At 70.2% G+C, this 17718-nt stretch carries 9 protein-coding genes; 6 read left to right on the top strand and 3 right to left on the bottom strand.

From position 1 onward, the window contains the following. Nucleotides 1–29 precede the first annotated feature (29 nt). Together GTY56_RS20710 and GTY56_RS20705 are read left to right on the top strand one after the other, a co-directional pair. A complete protein-coding gene (locus GTY56_RS20710; protein ID WP_161366847.1) occupies nucleotides 30–2066 on the top strand; it encodes a flotillin family protein in 2037 nt (678 codons plus the stop codon). 79 nt (nucleotides 2067–2145) lie between these two features. Then, on the top strand, nucleotides 2146–7041 hold the full coding sequence (locus tag GTY56_RS20705) for a DNA repair ATPase (protein ID WP_161366846.1): 4896 nt from the start codon (nucleotides 2146–2148) through the stop codon (nucleotides 7039–7041). 41 nt (nucleotides 7042–7082) lie between these two features. Here the strand turns inward: GTY56_RS20705 and GTY56_RS20700 are convergent, their stop codons facing one another. Then, a complete protein-coding gene (locus GTY56_RS20700) occupies nucleotides 7083–7871 on the bottom strand; it encodes an IclR family transcriptional regulator (protein WP_161366845.1) in 789 nt (262 codons plus the stop codon). A gap of 115 nt (nucleotides 7872–7986) precedes the next feature. Here GTY56_RS20700 and GTY56_RS20695 point away from each other — a divergent pair, with 115 nt between their 5' ends. The 3 genes from GTY56_RS20695 to GTY56_RS20685 all read left to right on the top strand — a co-directional run bounded on the left by GTY56_RS20695 (nucleotide 7987) and on the right by GTY56_RS20685 (nucleotide 12141). After that, nucleotides 7987–8937 (top strand): 5-dehydro-4-deoxyglucarate dehydratase, encoded by a 951-nt coding sequence (locus GTY56_RS20695; protein ID WP_161366844.1) that lies wholly within the window; start codon nucleotides 7987–7989, stop codon nucleotides 8935–8937. Nucleotides 8938–9386: 449 nt separating this feature from the next. After that, nucleotides 9387–10724, top strand: coding sequence for a gluconate:H+ symporter (locus GTY56_RS20690; protein WP_161366843.1), 1338 nt, complete (start codon nucleotides 9387–9389; stop codon nucleotides 10722–10724). Between the two features lie 88 nt (nucleotides 10725–10812). Continuing rightward, entirely contained in the window at nucleotides 10813–12141 is a 1329-nt protein-coding gene (locus tag GTY56_RS20685; RefSeq protein ID WP_161366888.1) for an enolase C-terminal domain-like protein, read from the top strand. 226 nt (nucleotides 12142–12367) lie between these two features. Here GTY56_RS20685 and GTY56_RS20680 read toward each other — a convergent pair whose 3' ends face one another. Both GTY56_RS20680 and GTY56_RS20675 read right to left on the bottom strand, forming a co-directional pair. Continuing rightward, nucleotides 12368–14011, bottom strand: a complete 1644-nt coding sequence (locus GTY56_RS20680) for an RICIN domain-containing protein (RefSeq protein WP_161366842.1) — start codon at nucleotides 14009–14011, stop codon at nucleotides 12368–12370. Between the two features lie 628 nt (nucleotides 14012–14639). Further along, entirely contained in the window at nucleotides 14640–15494 is an 855-nt protein-coding gene (locus GTY56_RS20675) for a class I SAM-dependent methyltransferase (protein WP_346345527.1), read from the bottom strand. Between the two features lie 577 nt (nucleotides 15495–16071). On the opposite strand from GTY56_RS20675, the gene GTY56_RS20670 reads away from it, so the two are divergent. After that, a complete protein-coding gene (locus GTY56_RS20670; RefSeq protein WP_161366841.1) occupies nucleotides 16072–17286 on the top strand; it encodes a PP2C family protein-serine/threonine phosphatase in 1215 nt (404 codons plus the stop codon). Nucleotides 17287–17718 lie beyond the last annotated feature (432 nt).

The raw sequence follows: 17718 nt of genomic DNA, 5'->3' as shown, positions 1-17718 counted from the left end.
TTCTCCTTCACGCCTCAAGGACGTTCGTCATGACTGTCATCCTCCTGGGCGTCGGCGTGCTCGTCGCCGTCACCCTGCTCGCCGTACTGCTCGTCTCCCGGCTGTTCCGGAAGGTGGAGCAGGGCAAGGCACTGATCGTCTCCAAACTGCGGAAGGTCGACGTGACCTTCACCGGGCAGGTCGTGCTGCCCGTGCTGCACAAGGCCGAGGTGATGGACATCTCGGTGAAGGCCATCGAGATCACCCGGACCGGCAAGGACGGCCTGATCTGCCAGGACAACATCCGGGCCGACATCCGGATCACGTTCTTCGTCAAGGTCAACAAGACCGTGGAGGACGTCATCAAGGTCGCGCAGGCCGTCGGCACCGCGCGGGCGAGCGACCGGGACACGTTGCAGGAGCTGTTCCACGCGAAGTTCTCCGAGGCGCTGAAGACCGTCGGCAAGCAACTCGACTTCACCGACCTGTACACCAAGCGTGAGGAGCTGCGGTACCGGATCATCGAGGTCATCGGCGTCGACCTCAACGGGTACCACCTGGAGGACGCGGCGATCGACTACCTGGAGCAGACGCCGGTCGCCCAGCTCGACCCGGCCAACGTCCTCGACGCCCAGGGCATCCGCAAGATCACCGAGCTGACGGCCGTGGAGCACGTACGCACCAACGAGGCGCAGCGCACCGAGGAGAAGGAGATCACCCGGCAGAACGTCGACGCCCGCGAGGCCATCCTGGAGCTGGAGCGCCGGCAGGCGGACGCGGAGATCAAGCAGAAGCGCGAGATCGCGACCGTGCGGGCCCGGGAAGAGGCCGAGACCGCGCGGGTGGTGGAGGAGGAGCGGCTGCGGGCGCAGGGCGCCTTCCTGGCCACCGAGGAGAAGCTCGGCGTGCAGCGCGAGAACCAGGCCCGTGAGATCGCCGTCGCCGCGAAGAACCGCGAGCGGGTCATCGCCGTCGAGAGCGAGCGCATCGAGAAGGACCGGCTCCTCGAAGTCATCGGCCGGGAACGGGAGACGCAGCTGACCCGGATCGCCGCCGAGAAGGAGGTCGAGGCCGAGAAGCGGGACATCGCCGAGGTCATCCGCGAGCGGGTCGCCGTGGACCGCACGGTCGCCGAGCAGGAGGAGTCCATCAAGAAGCTGCGGGCCGTGGAGGAGGCGGAGCGGCAGCGGCAGGCCGTCATCATCGCCGCCGAAGCCGAGGCGCAGGAGAAGCTGGTCAAGGACATCAAGGCCGCCGAGGCCGCGGAACAGGCCGCCACGCACCGGGCTGCCGAGGAACTGACGCTGGCCGAGGCCCGGTTGAAGACGGCCGACCTCGACGCGCAGGCCAAGCTCCGCCTCGCCGAGGGCGTCCAGGCCGAGGCGGCCGCCGAGGGGCTCGCCGCCGTCCAGGTCCGTGACAAGGAAGCGGAGGTCATCGAGAAGGCCGGCCGTGCGGAGGCCGCCGCCACCGAGGCCAGGCTGCGGGCCGAGGCGGAAGGCGCGCAGGCCCAGGCACTCGCGGAGGCCGCGGCCATCGGTGAGAAGCTCAAGGCCGAGGCCGAGGGGCTGACCCAGAAGGCCGCCGCCATGGCCGCCCTCGACGACGCCTCACGGGGCCACGAGGAGTACCGGCTGCGCCTCCAGGCGGACAAGGAGATCCGCCTCGCCGGTCTCGACGTGCAGCGGCAGGTCGCCGAGGCGCAGGCGACGGTGCTCGCCACCGGACTGGAGAGCGCCGACATCAACATCGTCGGCGGCGAGTCGGTCTTCTTCGACCGGCTGATGTCCTCGATCGCGCTCGGCAAGGGCGTCGACGGGTTCGTCCAGCACTCTGAGACCGTGCAGGCCCTGGCCCGGCCCTGGCTGGACGGCACCTCCAGCTTCACCGAGGACCTGGGCCGCGTCCTCGGCCCGGTCTCCACGGCCGACGTGCAGAACCTGACCGTCTCGGCCCTGCTGATGAAGCTGATGAAGACCGGCGGGTCCGACGCGGGGCAGCTCCAGCGACTGCTCGACAGGGCCGGCGAGCTGGGTCTGGCTGACAGGCCGCTCAGCGCCCTGAACGGCAGCGCCGCCCACGCCTGACCCGTCCTCTCGGTCCGCAGCCGCCGCGCAGGGGACGGCGGCTGCGGACCGGGTTCCCCGACATCCTGAGAGGCATGGCATGACGACCGTCCCGGACACCGGCACGTACGACCCCGTGGACGCGGGCACGTACGAGGTGCTGCGCGACCGCCTCACCGCGCACGCCGCCGAGCTCGCCCGTCGCGCCGAGGCGCTCAACGCCCGCAGGGGCGAGGAGTTCGGCTCGACGCGGCTGGAGCTCGCCGGCACGGAGCGGCTGGGCACCGAGCACGCGGCGCTGCCCCGGGACGTCGTCGCCGTGGGCGACGTGCTGCTCTTCGGCTGCACCACCGTCCCGAGCCGGGAGGCGGACACGCGCGTCGGCGACGTCCTGGCCCTGTACGACCGCGACCTGGAGCGGCTGCCCGAGGACGCCGTCCCCGGCCTGCTCGACGACCCCGCGTTCCGCCGGGAGTTCGCCGCGCTGCACCGCTACTACCGCCAGGCCCGCCTGCTCCGGCTGATGCGCACCGAAGGCCGGCTGCTCGCCGTCTTCCGCACCGGTGAGAAGGCGGACGACACGCGGGTGCTGCGCTGGAGCCTGTCCGACGCCGGACAGGTCACGTTCCTCGACGCGCGGGGCGAGCGTGACCATGTCCTGCCGCCGTCCCACGACGTCGAATGGACCGACAGCACGCGCGAGGACCATGTCCTCGGACGGCACCCGCACGTCCGCGTACGCGGCGAGGTGTTCGTCTCCACGGTCGGCGGCGTGCTGACCGTCAAGACCGACGACGACACCGAAGTGCCGGAGGGCGTCTACACCGAGCCCGTCGACGAGCCGTTGCAGTCCCTGGCGGACGCGGACATCGCGCACGCGCGCGTGGGTCCTCTGATCCTGCTGCGTGTGCGCCCCTACAAGGAGGACACCGACCGCCACCTGGTGTTCAACACCCTCACCGGAACCGTGGTCCGCCTCGACGGCATCGGCCGGGCCTGCCGCCGCCTGCCCGAGGACCAGGGGATCGTCTTCCCGGGCGGCTACTGCCTGGCCGCGGGCACCCACAAGACGTACGAACTCGACACGGCGGAGCTGGAGTTCGATCGGGAGATCCGCTCGCCCAACGGCGAGGACGTGCTCTACGCCTTCCACGGGCGCGCCGAGGGCCGCAGCCTCCTCCTGCCCTACAACACGATCCGCAAGGAGATGGCGGGCCCCCTTCCCTGCCGGGGCTGGGCGCTCTTCGACGACGGCGCGCTCGTGCTCCTGCGGGCCGCCACCGCCGAACCGCAGCGCGTCCACCCCGTGCAGCTGTGGAACTCCCCGTACGTCTCGGACACCCACGCCGCCGCCCAGCCGGTCGGCACCGGCCCTCTGGCACGTGTCGGCAACGCCGACCTCGTGCGCGGCATCTCCGACTGCCTGTCCATCACCGGCGCCGTCGCCGGGACGAGCCCCACGCGCGAGGTGTACGAGGCGCTGCTGGCCGCCTGTGCCCGGGCGGCGGACACCCACCACTGGCTGTCCGATCCCGGTCTGGGCGACCTCCACACCCCGCTGGCTCACCTGCGCGACACGGCACGACAGGTCCTGACCGAATTCGAGACCGTCCAGGCCCTCACCCAGCAGGCCGAGGACGCACTCGCCGAAGCCGCCGCGCGAGTCGCCGAGGTCGTACGCAGGCTGCGGGGCGAGGCCCCACGCGGCGCGGCGGCCTGGGTGACCGGCCTGACCGACCTGCGTCACGCGCAGGGCCGGCTGCTCACCCTCAAGGACATGCGGTACGCGGACACCGCCCGCATCGACGACCTCGTCGCCGCCACCGCGTCCGACGTCGCCGCCTTCGGCCGGCGCGCCGCGGCGCACCTCGCCCGCGAGGACGCCTTCGCCGAGCACCACGCGGAGGTCGAGCGGCTCCTCACCGACGCCGGGGAGATCACCACCGTGGCCGAGGCGGCGCCCGTCGCCGCCCGCATGGACGAACTCGCGGACGGACTGCGCACGGTGACCGAGGTCGTCGCCGGCCTCGACATCGCCGACGCCACCGTCCGCACCGCGATCCTGGAGCGGGTCGCCGCCGTCCTCGCAGGCGTCAACCGCGCCCGCGCCGCCCTCGACGGCCGGCGCCGCGCCCTCCTCGACCAAGAGGGACGGGCCGAGTTCGCCGCCGAGTTCGCCCTGCTCGGCCAGTCCGTCAGCGGCGCGCTCGCCGCTGCCGGCAGCCCGGATGCATGCGACGAGCAACTCGCCCGCCTGCTCGTACAGGTGGAGAACCTGGAGTCCCGGTTCGCCGAGTTCGACGACTTCCTCGCCACCCTCGCCGTCAGGCGCGACGAGATCCACGAGGTGTTCTCCGCCCGCAAGCAGACCCTGGCCGACGCCCGCGCCCGGCGCGCCGAGCGCCTGGCCGACTCGGCGACCCGCGTCCTGGGGACCGTCGCCCGCCGGGCCGCTGCTCAGCCGGACGCCGATGCCGTCGCCACGTACTTCACCTCCGACCCGCTGCCCGCGAAGGTCCGCCGCATCGCCGGCGAACTACGCGACCTGGGCGACCAGGTGAGGGCCGAAGAGCTCGACGGCCGCCTCAAGGCCACCCGCCAGGAGGCGCTCCGGGCGCTGCGCGATCGCACCGACCTCTACGCCGACGACGGCCGCACGATCCGCCTCGGCACCCACCGCTTCGCCGTCAACACCCAGCCCCTCGACCTCACCCTCGTCCCGCACGGCGGCGCTCTGGCCTTCGCCCTGACCGGCACCGACTACCGCTCCCCGGTCACCGACCCGGCGTTCACCGCCACGCGCCCGTACTGGGACCGTCCCCTGCCCTCGGAGTCGCCCGAGGTCTACCGCGCGGAGTACCTCGCCGCCCGCCTGCTGGACGAGCACGGGCCCGAGGCCCTCGCCGAGGCCGACCTGCCCGCCCTCGTGCGGCAGGCGGCCGAGACGGCGTACGACGAGGGCTACGAGCGCGGCGTGCACGACCACGACGCGACCGTGATCCTCACCGCGCTGCTGCGCCTGCACGAGGGCGCCGGTCCGCTGCGCCACGAACCGGCCGCCCGAGCCGCCGCCCACCTGTTCTGGGCGCACGGCACGACGGCCGAGCAGCGCGAGAGCTGGACCCGGCGCGCGGTGTCCCTCGCCCGGGCCCGGGACACCTTCGGCCCGACGCCCGCGATCGCGGACCTGCGGCGGGAGCTGGCGGACGTCGCGGGCGGAGAAGCCGCGGCCGCCTACCTCTTCGAGGAACTGACCACCGGACCGGACGGCTTCGTCATCAGCGCCGGCACCCGCACCCTCCTGGACAAGTTCCGCCGCACCGTGGGCACGCCGGCCTACGACGACGACCTCACCGCCCTCACCGACCCCGCTGCCCGCGGGCAACTGGTCGAGGCGTGGCTGACGGCGTACGCCACCGCCACGGGCACCGACCTCACCCCCGGCGACCTGGCCGAGGCGGCGGCCGCCGAACTCTGCCCCGGCCTGACCCGCTACGCGTCCGACGCACCGCTGACGGAGACCGTCACGGGCCTCCTGGGCGCCCACCCCCGCATCACGGACCGCGCCCTCACGCTCCGGATCGACGAACTCCTGGCCCGCACCCGGCGTTTCCGGACCCACGACGTCCCCGGCCACCGCGCCTACCAGCACCGCCGAACCGCCCTGGTGGACGCCGAACGGGCCCGGCTCCGGCTGGACGACCACCGGCCCCGCGTGATGCCGGCGTTCGTACGCGGCAGGCTCATCGACGAGGTGTACCTCCCGCTGATCGGCGACAGCCTCGCCCGGCAGCTCGGCACCACGGGCGAGTCCAAGCGCACCGACTCCGGCGGCCTGCTCCTGCTCATCTCCCCGCCCGGCTACGGCAAGACGACCCTCATGGAGTACGTCGCCGACCGGCTCGGCATGATCCTCGTGAAGGTCGACGGCCCGGCGCTCGGCCACACCGTCACCTCGCTCGACCCCGCCGAGGCCCCGAACGCCACCGCCCGCCAGGAGGTCGAGAAGATCAACTTCGCGCTGGCGGCGGGCAACAACACCCTCCTCTACCTTGACGACATCCAGCACACCTCGCCCGAACTGCTCCAGAAGTTCATCCCGCTCTGCGACGCCACCCGCCGCATCGACGGCGTGTGGGACGGCGCACCCCGCACCTACGACCTGCGCGGCAAACGCTTCGCCGTCTGCATGGCCGGCAACCCCTACACCGAGTCCGGCAGCCGCTTCCAGGTGCCCGACATGCTCGCCAACCGCGCCGACGTGTGGAACCTCGGCGACGTCCTGACCGGCAAGGACGACCACTTCGCGGCCTCCTTCATCGAGAACGCCCTCACCGCCAACCCGGTCCTCGCCCCGCTCGCCGGCCGCGGCCGCGCCGACCTCGACCAGCTCATCCGGCTGGCCCAGGACGACCCGACGGCTCGCGCGGACCGCCTGACGCATCCCTACGCCCCCGCGGAACTGGAACGGATCCTGGCCGTCCTGCGCCACCTGCTCACCGCCCGGGAGACGGTCCTGGCCGTGAACGCCGCGTACATCGCCTCAGCGGCCCAGTCGGACACGACCCGCACGGAACCGCCCTTCCGGCTCCAGGGCTCCTACCGCACCATGAACAAGATCGCCCAGCGCGTCCAGCCCGTCATGAACGACGTCGAACTCGCCGCGCTGGTCGAGGACCAGTACCGGGCCGAGGCCCAGACCCTCACGACCGGTGCCGAAGCCAATCTCCTCAAGCTGGCCGAACTGCGCGGCACTCTCACCGCCGAGCAGGCGGCGCGCTGGACCGAGCTGAAGGCGGCCCACGTCCGAGCTCAGGCCCTCGGCGGCCCCGAGGACGGCCAACTCGCCCGGGCCGTCGCCGCGCTCGGCCTCCTGGCCGACCGGATCGCGGCCGTCGAGACGGCGATCGACCGGGCGAGCGACCCGCCGCACCTGGCCATGAACTCCACGGCCCGGCACGCGGCTCGGCCGGTGCCGGGTGGTGGCGCGGATTGAGCATGCGGGCGGCCGGGCGAGGACCGGGCGTACGCGCCGCCTCAGCGCCAGTCGGGTGCGCCTGAGACGGGCGGCAGGTGAGTTTCGATCTTCGCTCGGGTCTCCCGCATCACGGAGACGATGCGGACCTCGTGCTCACCGGTCAGCCGGGCCACCGGAACCGAGCAGCTGATGGCGTCGGTGGCCGGTGTGTCGCACCTCAGGGCGAAACCGAAGCCGGCGATCCCGGTCACCGTCTCTTCGCGGTCGATGGAGTAGCCGCGCTCGCGCACCTGGGCGAGGTCGGCGAGCAGTGCGGCCCGGCCGGTGTGCGTGTTCTCCGTGAGGGCGGTCAACGGCTCGTCCATCAAAGGCAGTTCGTCGTCGGCGCGCTCGGCGAGCAGCGCCTTGCCGAGGGCGCCGGCATGGGCCGGGACGCGGCGGCCGACCCGGCTGATGGTGCGCAGGTACTCGTGGGACTCCCGGGTGGCGAGGTAGACGACGTCCGCGCCGTCGAGCCGCGCCATGTGGATCGTCTCGCCGAGCGCGTCCGACGCCTCGTCGAGGTACGGGCGGACCGCACGGATGCGCCGGTCGCCGTCGAGGTAGCTGGTGCCGGTGAGCAGCGCGCGGATCCCGATGCCGTAGAGGGAGCCGGTGGCGTCGGTGCGGACCCAGCCGCAGTCGACGAGGGTCTGGAGCAGCTGATACATGCTGCTGCGCGGCACGCCCAGGTCCTTCGCGAGCTGGTCCAGCCGCGAGGGCTGCTCACCCCGCGCGGCGAGCAGTTCCAGCAGCGCGACGGTCCGGGCCGCCGACTTCACGCCGCGGACGCCTCTCCCCTCCGACATGGGCCCATCGTAAATCCGCGTCCATCCGTGTACGCACCGCCCATTGACCCGTCCTGTTCACCAACCTAACCTCCATCTTCATACGTGGACGCCATCTGCATACAGGGATGAGATCATGACAGGGATCAGCGCGGAGGTCGCCGGGGTCGCCCAGCGACTCCGAGACGGAATGGCGAGCGGGGTGCTGTCCTTCCCCCTCACGAGCTTCCGGGAGGACGGCGGCCTCGACCTGGACGCGTACCGGGCGTACCTCGCCGACCGGCTGGCCACCGCACCTGGTGCGGTGTTCCCGGCCTGCGGGACCGGAGAGTTCTTCTCGCTGGGCGAGGACGAGTACCGGGCGGTGGTGCGGACCACGGTCGAGGTCGCCGACGGGCGGCTGCCGGTGGTCGCGGGCATCGGCTACGGCTGGGCGCAGGCGCTGCGGTTCGCCCGTATCGCGGAGGAAGCCGGTGCGGACGCCGCGCTGGTCCTGCCGCACTACCTGGTCGGGGCCCCGCAGGACGGTCTGGTGGAGCAGCTGCGCCGGATCGCCGCCGGTACCCGGCTGCCACTCATCGCCTACCAGCGCGGCCAGGTCGCCTTCACCGCCGACAGCCTGCGACGGATCGCGCGGATCCCCACCGTCGTCGGCCTGAAGGACGGACACAGCGACCTCGACCGGCTCCAGCGCCTCACGCTCGCCGCGCCCGACGGCTTCCTCTTCTTCAACGGCGCCGCCACCGCCGAGATCCAGGCCCGCGCGTACGCCGCCGTCGGCGTCCCCGCCTACTCGTCCGCGGTCCACGCCTTCGCACCCGAGATCGCGAACGCCTTCCTCGCCGCTCTGCGGGACGAGGACGACCCGGGCGTGACCAGGCTCCTGCGCGAGTTCTACGTTCCGCTGGTCGAATTGCGCGACCGGGTGCCGGGCTACGCCGTCTCCCTGGTCAAGGCCGCCGCCCGGCTTCGTGGCCTGCCGGTCGGCCCGGTGCGCGCCCCGCTCACCGACCCCGGCCCGATCGACCTCGCCGACCTGGAGAAGGTGCTGGACCACGGCCTGAGCCTGGTCGGCGCCGTACGGTGATCCGCCTGATGGATCCGGGCGCCCCTCGTGGCTGCCTGATGGATCCGGGCGCCCCTCGTGGCTGCCTGATGGATCCGGGCGCCCCGCGTGGCTGCCTGATGGATCCGGGCGCCCCTCGTGCCCGCCCGACGCACCCGGGCACCCCTCGTGCCCGCCCGACGCACCCGCGGGCGCCCGTCGCGCCCGCCAGGTGACCTTGGGCCTGGACCGGAGCCGGATCCGGAGCAGCCCCGGGCCGCCACCCGCCCGTCCGCCTTCGCTTCTCCCCGGGCCGGCACCCACAGGCCGCCGCCCTACCGTGCCGCTCGCATCACCCCCGCAACTGCCACGCGTCAGCGCCCTACCGCTCCTCCGGGGCGTGCGGCCGATCACGCCGGACACCGATCGGACCGTACGCAGAACCGACGGAGTCTCCGACTGCTCAATCACCAGTTCAAAGGGGAACTGCCATGCCTCTCCTCGTAGTCGGGATCAGCGTTCTGATTCTGCTTCTCCTCATGACCAGGCTGAGACTCAACGGCTTCGCAGCCCTGCTGCTCGTGGCGGTCGGCGTCGCACTGGTCCGGGGAATCCCGGTGGCGAGCATTCCGGACGTCCTCTCCGAAGGCATCGGGGACCAGATCGGTGACACCATGCTCACCATCGGACTCGGCGCCATGGTCGGCCGCGTCATGGGGGACTCCGGTGCCGCACAGCGGATAGCCGGCAAGCTCCTCCACGCCTTCGGCCCACGGTGGGTGCAGGTGGCGATGGTGGTCACGTCCATGCTGATCGGCGTGACCATGTTCTACGAGGTCGCCTTCATCATCATCGTGCCCATCGCGTTCACCCTGGTCAGGGTCACCGGGGCGAAGCTGCTGTGGGTCGGCCTGCCGATGTCCATCGCCCTGTCCACCATGCACAGCTTCCTGCCGCCGCACCCCGGCCCCACCGCCGTCGCCGCGACCTTCCACGCCTCCGTCGGACTGACGCTGTTCTACGGCCTGTTCATCGCCGTTCCCGCCGGTGCGCTCATCGCCCTGACCTGGCCTCGCCTTCCGTTCATCAAGGCGATGACCCCTTCCATCCCCAAGGGCCTGGTCAGCGAACGCGAGTTCACCGACGAGGAGATGCCCGGGCTGGGCTGGTCGCTGTTCGTGGCCCTCTTCCCCGTGGCGCTCATCGTGGCCGCCGCCGTGACCGACATGGCCACCTCCGCCGAGAGCCCGTTCCTGCACTTCGTCGCCTTCATCGGCTCGGCACCGATCGCGCTGCTGCTGACCCTGTGCCTGGCGGTCTGGGCGTTCGGACCGCGGATCGGCCGGAGCCTGGACGACGTCGGCGCCTCCTGCACCTCGGCGGCCCAGGCGATGGCGATGATCCTCCTGGTGATCGGCGCCGGCGGTGCCTTCAAGAACGTCCTCGTCGAAGGCGGGATCTCCGACTACATCAAGGACGCCACGGACGGCTGGTCCATCTCGCCGATCGTCCTCGCCTGGCTCGTCGCCGTCATCCTCCGCATAGCGCTCGGCTCGGCGACGGTCGCCGTCGTCACGGCCTCCGGCGTTGTGCTGCCGCTCCTGGCGGACAGCGGGGTCCACCCGGAGATGATGGTGCTTGCCGTCGCCTGCGGTTCCATCGCCTGCTCCCATGTCAACGACCCGGGATTCTGGTTGTTCAAGGAGTACTTCAACCTCTCCGTCATCGAAGCGATCAAGGTCCGTACCACCTATACGACGGTGCTGGCCGTCCTCGGCCTGGGCGGCGTCCTGGTGGCCGAGTGGGCCCTTGACGTCCTCAGCGTCTGAACGCGCGAACCTCCCGGGCCCGCCACCCGCCGACCCGGAAACTTCCGATCCCCCGCACCACCTCACCGCAGAAGGGCACCCGATGAACATCGGACAGCCGACCGTCACGGCGTTCTCCGTCTACCCGGTCGCCGGCCGGGACAGCATGGAGCTGAACCTCTCCGGCGCGCACGGCCCCTACTTCACCCGCAACGTCGTCGTCCTCACCGACTCCGAGGGACGTACCGGGCTGGGCGAGGTGCCCGGCGGGGAGAAGATCACGCAGACGCTGCGTGACGCCGAGCCACTGGTCGTCGGGGCGAAGGTGGGCGACTACAAGCGCGTCCTGCGCGAGATCGGCGACCGGTTCGCCGACCGCGACGCGGGCGGACGGGGCGCTCAGACCTTCGACCTGCGGACCACTGTCCACACGGTCACCGCCGTCGAGTCGGCACTGCTCGACCTCCTCGGGCAGCACCTCGACGTGCCCGTCGCGGCGCTCCTGGGCGACGGCCAACAGCGGGACTCCGTCAAGGTGCTGGGCTATCTCTTCTACGTCGGCGATCCGGACCGGACCGATCTGGAGTACGTCCGTGAACCCGACTCCCCTGTGGAGTGGTACCGGGTCCGGCACGAGGAGGCCCTGTCACCGGAAGCGATCGTCCGTCAGGCCGAGGCAGCGTACGACCTCTACGGCTTCCGGGACTTCAAGCTCAAGGGAGGCGTCCTGGAGGGTGCCGAGGAGGTCAGGGCCGTACGCGCCCTGAAAAGCCGCTTCCCCGAGGCCCGGATCACCCTCGACCCGAACGGCGCGTGGTCACTGCGCGAGGCGATCGAGCTGTGCCGGCCCCTGGTCGGCACGCTCGCCTACGCCGAGGACCCCTGCGGAGCCGAAGGCGGCTACTCCGGACGGGAGATCCTCGCCGAGTTCCGGCGCGCAACCGGGCTCCCCACCGCGACCAACATGATCGCCACCGACTGGCGCCAGCTGGCCCACGCCCTGGCCCTCCAGTCGGTCTCCATCCCCCTGGCCGACCCGCACTTCTGGACGATGCAGGGCTCCGTGCGCGTAGCGCAGTTGTGCAACGCGATGGGTCTGACCTGGGGCTGCCACTCCAACAACCACTTCGACATCTCCCTGGCCATGGTGACCCACTGCGGCGCCGCGGCTCCGGGCGAGTACAACGCCCTGGACACACACTGGATCTGGCAGGAGGGACTGGAACGGCTCACCACCGACCCGCCGCGCATCGTCGGTGGCGAGATCGCCGTCCCGGACGGCCCCGGGCTGGGCGTCCGCCTCGACATGGACCGGCTCCTCGCGGCCCACGACCTCTACCGGGAGAAGGCCTTGGGCGCACGTGATGATGCCGTCACCATGCGATACCTCATCCGCGACTGGCAGTTCGACGGCAAGCGCCCCTGCCTGGTGCGGTAGGCGACTGTCTGGCGACTGCCTGGCGACTGTCTGGCAACTGTCTGGCGACTGTCTGAGGACGAACACGGTCGTCTCCTTCGCCAAGGCCGCCTGGACTCCGACCCGGTCGGCGCCGCACCGACGGCAGCACGGCCGGCACCGGCCGAGAGGTCCTCAGCCCGGCGAAGAGGACGAACCCGGCCCCGTCGAAGAGACGGGGCCGGGTTCGCACCTCGTGTCCTGGCGCCTACTTGAGCGCCACACCACCGGAGTTGTGATAGGCGGTCGTCTTGCGGATCAGGTTTCCGCCGTCGGTCTCGACCGACGTCTGCTCATGGTGCCCCGCACCGAACAGCAGGGCGGCGACATGCGCGTCCGCCACCTGGTCCATGTGCGCGAAGAACCAGTCCACCTTGTCGTCCTTGTAGTGGTTGAGGGTGTTGTTCTGCGTCATGTTGCCCACGGGGATCTGCCACAGGACGACCGGCTTGCCCACGGACTCGGCCATCGTCTTGTAGAACCCCAGCGCGGCTTCGGCCTTCTTGTCGGTCCAGAAGTTGTCATGGCCGCCGTTGGCCGGCTGTGCGTACCAGCCTGCGTCGCGGTCCGACACGTCGGCGACCAGGAAGTCGGCGCCCCGAGCCCCGAGTTTGGCGTAGTCCTGGCCGCACTTCTGCATGTTGCTCTGCCAGTCCCAGCAGGAAAGGTGCAGCCCCACGGTGGTGTTCGGCGCGTACCTGTGCGCCATCGAGATCAGGCAGCGGGTGAGTCCGGCGGCGCTGTTCTCCTGCGATCCGCAATCCTTCGGATTCGCGGCCGAGACCTGCGCGGAAACCTTGTGCGGATCGCCGAGCGACCGGACGTAGCCCCAGAAGTCGGGCTCGAGGTCGATCATGTCGGGCGAGTCGCCGATCTTCTGGAGGAAGAAGCGGTAGTCGTTCATGTACCGGGTGAGCAGGTCGACCCTGTTGATGGCCTTGACTTCGCCCGGGCCGTCGCCCTCGCCTGCCAGGTCCCCGAGGTCGCGCAGTGAGTACCACGTCCAGAAGAACTTCTGCGGACGCGGGCTGCCCTGGTAAGTCGCCTTGGCCGCCTGGTTGTCCGACCAGGTCACGTAACTGCCGGGTTCCGTGGTGCTACCGCCCCAGCAGCCCCACCAGTTCTTCCACTCATCCCGGCAACGCGATGCCGAGTAGTAGTCCGACGAGGGCGCGGGCGGGCTGTGCACATAGGCGTAGCGGACGTCGAACGGCGCGGCGGCCGCCGAGGCGTCAGACATCGAACCGCCGATGAGTACCTTGCTGCTGCCCATGAAACGCGTCGTCGAGCTGCCGCCACCGTCCGCAGGAGCCGACGCCGGCGGGCGCGAGGCACTCGGAGCCTGGCTCGTGGCGCTGTCGACCTTCCCGGCCGGGACGAGTTGCCATTGCTGATGGGCGCCGCCCCGGTCGCTGTACTGGACGACCTCGCCCCCGTCAGCCTTGGAGGCCTTGCGGACCTCGACGGCCATGCCGCTGAAGCGATTGACCAAACGCACGTGGCCGTCCGACGACTTCGCCAGTCTGAACTGCTGGTTGGTGCCGTTCAGGTCACCCCACTGCACGATGCCGGAACCGGCTGTCTTTGACCAGTTGCGGTTGTCCAGCACCTTGCCGGAGTTCCGGTTCTGCAGCCGGTAGTACCCGTCACCCGAGTCGATGAACCGCCACTGCTGGTTGGCTCCGCCGTGGCGGCTCCACTGCACCACGGCCGCGCCGTCGTTCTTGGCGAAGGCGCGGCCGTCCAGCGCTTTGCCGCTGTTGCGGTTGACCAGCACGTACCACGTCTTCAGATCCAGGGTTTCCGCTGAGGCGCTGTTGACCACAACGGCGGAGCCGGCCACGACAGCCATGACGACCGCCGCCCAGAAACCCCGACGCGCGAACAACCGACGGCCACGATGCATCGGGCGGCTACCACGGGCGCGACCACGGGCGCGACCACGGGCGCGGCGGCCGCCGGCGCGGGACGCCGCGGATGACGTGGGTGGGCGAGGGACATGACTGTGCTCTCCCTCAGGGGACATGCGTGTGCTCTCTCCTTCAGCCGTCGCGTCTGACCGGACCACTTGGCCGGACAGCACTGAGTGGTCAGCCAGGCCGAAAAGGTTGCTGCGAAGATCCAGAAATCCTTCCGCCTCGATCGCTTCACGCTTCACGCTTCCCGCTCGCCGCGGAGCGCGGCACGGCGAACGTCGGCGGGGGCGAACGACTGATGGCCGCTCCCGTCGTCCCCGCGCACACAGCACACAGCACACAGCGATTCATGCCCGCCACCCGGCTTCCCCGCGGATGACCTGGCTCCGGGGTCTGAGGGAGGCTTGTGCCTGCGCAGATCCGTGCGAGCTTCCGCCACCAAATCGCCGGCGACGATCCAACGGACGGCTGCCACGCCCGCGCGGAGGTCCTCCTCCACGAAGCCGTCGAGCCGCCCACGGTCGGCGCAGGCTGCCGTCTTTAAGGCGGCAGTTGGTACTCCTCCTACGACGGCGGCACCGTGACGTCGTCCTTCGGCCGCGACATCGACCAAGCCTCCTGCGAGCAACCGCGCGCTCCGGCCAGGGACTGCGAGCCCGTTGTCTCCACCTTGCTCGCCACCACCATGTAGTTCTCGGCATCAGGGTTGAACGTGCTCATTTCCGTCCGGAGTCCGACCCTCTGCAACTCGATTTCGAGTTCGTCGTATCGGTACGGCCAGCACGACAGCAGTTCCGAGCGGACGAGAACCGGCCCAGCCGCATCAACTTGCGCAATCGCAATCTCGATGTGGTGCTCGTTCTCCCAATGCGGCGCAATCTCCCAGCGGTAGACCACGACGGCATTGCGACCGTTCCGGCGGACGAGTCGGTCACTGATGTCCAGCCGGGAACCTCTGGCCCTCACGAGTTCCCAGGTACGGGAGGTGAGTACCAAGCGCCCGCCAGGGCGCAGAAGCCGCGACATCGACTCCAGAGCAGCAACCCTGCCTCTCGCGCCCACGGCATGGTGCAGCGAGTTGCCAACGCAGAACACCATGTCGAAGGTGGCGTCATCGAAGTGTTCGGGCAACTCTTGCCAGTCCGCCCGCACTGTCCGGACCGATGCCCCGAACTCCTCGGACAACTCGGCAGTCCGGCGAACCATCGCTTCACTGGCGTCAGTTGCGACAACCTGCATGCCAAGACCGGCGAGTCCGACCGCCAACTGTCCCGTTCCGCACGAACAATCGAGGACGTGCGCGTCCGGCGGCAGGAGACTGAGGACGTCATCGAACGACGCGGCGAAGTCGGCCGGGGCCAGCTTTTCGTCCGAGATGAGCCACTCGTACACCTCGGCAAGCGCGTTATAACCCGTCACAGCAACTACCTCCGTCACTCGGCAGACTCACGGGAGGACGTCAGTACATCGCCGGAGCGAGTCGGTTCACAAAGGGTTTGCAAGAGCGGCCCGTCCGAGGTGATGAGGGATTTCGAGGAATGAGGCCGACCGTTGAGTAGGGCCCAAGCTCCTGCCGAGAGGATCCGAGTCCACGAGCGGTGAGCCGGCCGCCGAGGACCTGACGGGATCAACCCCATGGGGTTGGCCCCGTCGGCATGGTGATCGGCATGCAACCAGAAGTTCTCTGAGGTCGGTGGCGCCGCGTCCTTCGGTGGCGTCTGGCTCCGTGTCGAAGCCGAGCTGCCCCGAGAAGGGTCGCGTCGGTGAGCGGGCTACCACTTCCGCCACTGGTCCGTGAGCTGGTACTGGCCCAGGCCGTGGTGCGTGGCGCCGGCTCGTAGTGGGTCGAGGGTTCCGTACGGGGGCGTTCACCTGCGTTCATGGGCGACTGGCCTTAGCCTCTTGATCGGGTTGTCGCCGACGCAGGAAGGCCCGGGTCTCCATCAGGAGGATGCCGGTAAGCGTGAATCGCACCATGTGTCCATATTCTGAATCCATGATTATCGACTACGCGTCAGTGTTCCAAGCGCTGCCGGGCGCGGTCGCTCTGCTGACGCCCGAGCTGGTTTTCGCCGACGCCAACCTCGCGTGGCTGCGCCAGGCCGGACGCAGCCGCGACCAGGTGGTGGGCCGCTACCTCTTCGACGCCTTCCCCGGCAGCCCGCGGGACCCAGCAGCCTCCGATGCCCGCCACCTGGAGGCATCCCTGCGCGAGGTCCTGGCCAACCGCAAGATCGACATGGACCTACAGCGCTACGACGTGGAATCCGCGCAGCGCCCCGGCCATTGGGAGGAACGCTACTGGAGCGTGGTCAACGCGCCCGTCTTCGCGCCCGACGGCCAGATCGCCCTGGTGATCCACCGCGTCGAGGAAGTTACTGAACTCCTGCGCGCCAGCAGCGGGCCGGACGGCCCACTCCAGCTCGAGGCCGAGCTCTTCAGCCGGATGCGTCAGCTGCACGAAATCAACGAGCGCCTGCGTCGCGCTCACGCCCGCGAGCGTGAGGTCGCCCTCGCCCTGCAGCGCGCCATGCTCCCCGTTCCGCCCCCGATCGGCCCTCACCGGTTCGCCGTCCGCTACCGGCCCGCGGTCGGCTCCCTCAATGTCTGTGGCGATTGGTACGACCTGGTCCAACTTCAGGACGGCGACAAGATCGCCGTGGCCGTGGGCGATGTCGTCGGCCACGGTCTGGAGGCGGCAGGCATCATGGGCCAGCTCCGCAGTGCCCTGTCCGCCACCTCCCTGGTCGCCACTGGCCCCGCACAGGCCCTCGAGGTCCTCGGCCGGTACGCGCATTGCGTCACCGGCGCCGAGTCGACCACCGCGGTGACCGCCTTCATCGACTTCAGTCGCCACCTCATCACCTACTCCAGCGCCGGCCACCCCCCTCCGGTCCTTCTTCGTACCGACGGCACAGTGGAGTTGTTGGACCAGGCGACCGATCCGCCGCTGGATGCCGTCTTCGAGTCCAGTCCTCGGCCGGAAGCCACCACCGCCTTCACCGACGGCGGCACCCTCCTGCTCTACACCGACGGACTCATCGAACGCCGCCACCAGGACATCGACACCGGACTCAGCCAACTCACCGACGCCCTGATCCGCCACAAGGAACTCACCACCCCCGGTGCGCTCGCCGATGCCGTGATGAACGACCTGATCCCCGCCGAAGGCGTCACAGACGACACCGCCCTGGTCGTCGTCAGCCTGTGAGGCGTCTCAGTGATCACCCAACTGATCACGCGGCCGTGACCTGCGGCCGCCTACTCGATCAACGCTCTGACCTGCTGCCGAGCTGTCGGCAGTTGTCGACGTCGGTCACCATTGAGCGCCCTTCCACGGCCCGAGGACGGCCCGGGAGGGCGCTCGTTCCTGAGCACCGCATCAGGAGTCCAGACAAGCGCTCGCATGGACTGCGCGGCCTGTGGCTTTGGGCCTGATGCGGGCGCCTTGTATGTACCAGCATCTGGCGCCGTAGAAAATTCGCCAGAGTGGAACTCAAGGTGCGTCAGGTTCATGCTCGGGAGACGAACTGGCCGTAGCGGTGAGCTTCCGGGCCTACGCAGAGAAGTGGGTGGAGGAACGGGAACCCGCACCGCTGACACAGGACCTCTACCTCCTCGACAAGCACCTGTTCGCCTTCGC

Origin of the sequence: Streptomyces sp. SID5643, from assembly GCF_009872555.1 — a bacterium.
Classification (GTDB): Bacteria; Actinomycetota; Actinomycetes; order Streptomycetales; family Streptomycetaceae; genus Streptomyces; species Streptomyces iakyrus.
Note: the sequence above shows the minus strand (reverse complement) of the source record. Positions and strands in the feature narration are given on the sequence as shown.